This is a genomic window from Geodermatophilus sp. CPCC 205506, assembly GCF_051383635.1.
Taxonomy (GTDB): Bacteria; Actinomycetota; Actinomycetes; order Mycobacteriales; family Geodermatophilaceae; genus Geodermatophilus.
Genome location: NZ_JALPKP010000104.1, coordinates 1 through 3851 on the forward strand (window position 1 = coordinate 1; position 3851 = coordinate 3851).

Genomic DNA, 3851 nt, shown 5'->3' on the forward strand with positions numbered 1-3851 from the left:
TGTAGAAGGCGGTCGCGCGCTCGACGCTCTCGACCGGGCAGGTGATGAAGAGGCTCATGCGGTTACACTTGCAAAATGCAAGTGCGACGTCAAGCCCCGACCTCGCGCTCGAGTTGGGTCGTGTTCATAAGGGCTATCAGGCTCGTCACCCCGGCAGGTGCGCCCGGAGCCAGCCGATGACGTCGGCGGTGACCTCGTCGCGGACGGTCTCGTTGACCAGCTCGTGCCGGGCGTCGGGGTAGAGAGTGGCCGTCACATCGGTGAGGCCGGCCGAGCGGTAGCGGTCGGCCAGTGCCATGACGTTGCTCCCGCCCGGGCCGCCCACCGGGTCCCGATCGCCAGAGATCAACAAGAGCGGCAGGTCCGGCCGGATCTGCGACGGCTCGGCGGTGCGCTCGGCCTGCCCCAGGACGCCGCCGATGATCGCGTCCTCGGTGGGGAACCCGCACAGCGGGTCGGCCACGTACGCGTCGACCTCCGCGGGGTCCCGGCTGAGCCATTCGAAGCCGGTGCGCGGCTCGAAGCCGGCGTTGAACGCGGCCAGCCCCGACTGGTCGGCGGGCAGGCCGGCAAGGACGCCGCCGAGGCCGTCGAGGGTCGTCGAGCCGCTGAGCACCACGCCTCCGTAGCGGACCGGCTCGGCCAGCAACGCGATCTGCATGCCCATCGAGCCGAGCGAGTGCGCGAAGGCGAACAGCGGCACGTCCGGATGCTGCGAGGCCAGCAGGCGCGCGTGCGCGCCGATGTCGGCCACGAAGCCCTCGACCCCGACCGCGCCGAAGCTGCCCAGCGGGACATCCTCGGACACCGACGCTCCATGGCCACGATTGTCGGCGGCCGACACCACGAAGCCGGCCGCGTTCAAGGCCCGGGCGAACCGGTCGTAGCGGCGCCCGTGCTCGGCCAACCCGTGCACCAGCTGGACGATCGCGACGGGCCCGCCCGTGACGTCGTCCCATTCGTACGTGGCGATAGCAAGCCCGTCGGCCGGGGACGGGAAGCTGGCGGTGGTCGGCATGCAGGCATCATCCGAGGGGTGGGCGCTGCTCGCATCCGTCGTGTCACAGATCCTCCGCTCGCGAGAGCGCCGGAGACCACGGCGTCGCCCGCCTCGTCGGCGGTCTCGCGAGCCACACGTCGACCACTGCGACGGCTGGCTCGTCTCGGCCTACGAGGAGGACTGGGACCTCCGCCTGCCGAAGTAACCGGGGCGTCCTTGAACGGCCCACTCTGGGACACCTGGTTCGGTGGCCCCGGGAGCTCCTCCGCCGTACCGAGCGGCTGGGCGCTCGATGCTGTGAGAACCGGCGTGCACGTGGTCCACGGCCTTCACATCAGGCCGTGAGCCTCCCGACCTCAGCGAGCCACCTACCGCGCGCTGTACGCCGTGCGGCGTCACCTACCGGGAGCGGTTCGAGCGCGGTGCCGGCTTTCGCGTCGCTGGCGCTTGCGCCATGACGAGTGCGAGCGTCGGAGAACGGATGAGGGTCCCATGGCGGTGGCGGGCGACTAGCTTCCGGACGCATCGACCGCTGGGGGCGTGCGCCCAGTACCTGTTGGGGGTTGAGCCGCCCCTCGAGTCGGTCGGCAGGGGGTGAGGCCGGTGCGGGTTGTGATCGTCGGTGGAGGAGCCGCAGGACTGTTCGCCTCGGTCCTGCTGGCCCGCGACGGGCACGAGGTGGTCGTCCTCGATCGTGACCGGCTGGACCTCGCGGCTGACGTAGAGAGTTCGGCCGCGAGCGCCTTCCGGGCCTCCGCACCGCAGTTGGTGCAACCGCACGTCGTCCTGGCGCTGTGCCGGGAGCTGCTTCTGCAGCGGCTGCCCGATGTCCACGCCGGCCTGCTCGAGGCCGGCGTCGCCGAGGCCGTGCTGGCGACCCAGCAGCCGCCGTCGCTCACTGATCGTGCCGAGCGCCCGGGTGACGAGCGGCTGACGATGCTGATGACGCGCCGCTCGACCTTTGACTGGGTGCTCCGGCGTGCGGCCGAGGACCAATCGGGCGTGGTCGTCTCGGCCGGTGTGCGGGTCACCGGCCTGCTCGCTGAGCCGGGTGACCCACCGCGCATCGTGGGAGTCCGGACCGATCACGGCGAGGTCCGCGCCGATCTGGTCGTCGACGCCTCCGGGCGGCGGTCACCGGTCGATGACTGGCTGACCGCGGTGGGGGCTTCGCCGTCCGTGATGGCCTCGGCGGAGTGCGGAGTGGCGTACTTCAGCCGGCACTACCGGTTGCGCCCGGGAGCGGGTCTGCCCGGGCTGCCGACCACCCGGGTCGTCGCGGGCCTCGACGAGTTCACCGTCGGCATCTGGGGCGCGGACAACGCCACGATGGTGGTGGCCCTTGCGCCGCTCGTGGAAGACCGCCGGTTCCGCGGCGTCCAGGAGCCCGAGGTGTTCACCGCGGTGCTGCGGACGATCCCCTACTACGCCGCATGGCTCGACGCGATGGATCCCATCACGCAGATCTTCCCGATGGCCGGTCTACACAACACGCTGCGACGCTTCGTCGTCGACGGACGTCCGGTAGCCCTCGGACTCCTGGCCATCGGGGACACCGTGTGCACCACCAATCCGACCCTCGGTCGGGGCCTCAGCCTCGCCCTGCGCGGGGCTGTCGGCCTCGTGGACACGCTCAGGACGGACGCCGGAGATCCGTACGCCCAGGCGCTGAGGATGGACCACCTGGTCGTGGAACACATCGCGCCGTTCTACGCAGACCAGGCCGTCATCGACGCCACCCGGCTTGCGATGCTGCGCCACCGCATCTCGGGTGCTCCCGCACCTCCACCACCGCCGGCCACCGGACCGGTCACCTACGCCCAGCTGCGCGCGGCCGCACCGTTCGATCCGGTGGCCTTCCGCGCGTTCTGGACGGTCATGGGCATGCTCCGCCGACCCGATGAGGTCTACCGGGATCCCGAAGTCATCGAGCACACGCGGGCGGCCATCCGAGCCCACGGCATGGGGCCGCCGTTGGTCCAGCCCACCCGGGAAAAACTGCTCGGAGCCCTGAGCATGTCCGTTGCTGTTTGACGTGCAGAGACATACAGGCTGCCGAGCAGGGGTGTCCCACGGCCCGCCGGCACCTACTCCGTCGTAGCCGCAACCGAGGCCTGCCAACAACCACAGCCGACGGGGGCCGACACATCCAGCCAACTCCTCGACCCACCGAGCAGCCGGCATCGGAGCCGGGTCAGCTGAGCAAGAGGCCGCCACAACCTGAGGAGCGACGCGCGCCCTGGAGCAGATACCCGCCAGCGGCTCGCGCTGCCTCGACCACCGCTCGGCTGCATGTCCGTGACTCTTAAGCCGCCTTCAGAGACACCCTGTCTCGCTGCACGCTCATCTCGAAGACCCGCTCCTCGGCCCGACGACCGACTACACGGCGTCACAGGAAGCCGCCCTGCTTGTACTGGAGACCCACAAGATCAAGAGGGACACAGACCCGTGAATAACGGTGCTGCAGGCGCGCGTCAGCGCGGGCGGGCGAAGCCCGTCCTCCAGTTCTTCTGCAGTCGGTCAGGCGGCCGGATCGAGGATCACGGTGTGGCCGAGGCGTTCGAGTTGGGCGACCAGCCGGCGGGTGTGTGCCTCGTCGTTGCGGCGGGCCAGCCAGTCGGCGCCGAGGTCGGTGTAGGGCTCGTCGCGGGAGAGGATGTAGTAGACGGAGACGAGGATGGAGTGGGCGACCGCGACGGCCGCCCGGCCCATGCCGCGCCGGCTGGTGAGCCGGGCGAACTGGGCCGAGAGGTAGTTCTTGCCCTTCATCCGGCCGACCGAGCCGGCGGCCTCGACCAGCATCGCGGTCAGCCACTTGTTGCCGTGCTGCTGCTCGGGCTGATGCCGCTTG

2 protein-coding genes and 1 pseudogene are annotated in these 3851 nt (G+C 70.5%); 1 reads left to right on the top strand and 2 read right to left on the bottom strand.

Annotated features, from left to right (window positions below; translation table 11 throughout):
- Positions 1-145 precede the first annotated feature (145 nt).
- The gene (locus MY520_RS27745) at positions 146-1018 is read right to left on the bottom strand and encodes an alpha/beta fold hydrolase (RefSeq protein WP_436695925.1); all 873 of its coding nucleotides are present in this window, start codon (positions 1016-1018) and stop codon (positions 146-148) included.
- Between the two features lie 576 nt (positions 1019-1594).
- Between MY520_RS27745 and MY520_RS27750 the strand changes: the two genes are divergently transcribed.
- A complete protein-coding gene (locus tag MY520_RS27750) occupies positions 1595-3034 on the top strand; it encodes an NAD(P)/FAD-dependent oxidoreductase (protein ID WP_436695926.1) in 1440 nt (479 codons plus the stop codon).
- A gap of 486 nt (positions 3035-3520) precedes the next feature.
- On the opposite strand, the pseudogene MY520_RS27755 reads toward MY520_RS27750, so the two are convergent.
- Positions 3521-3851, bottom strand: a pseudogene (locus tag MY520_RS27755) (IS110 family transposase); the annotation flags it as partial.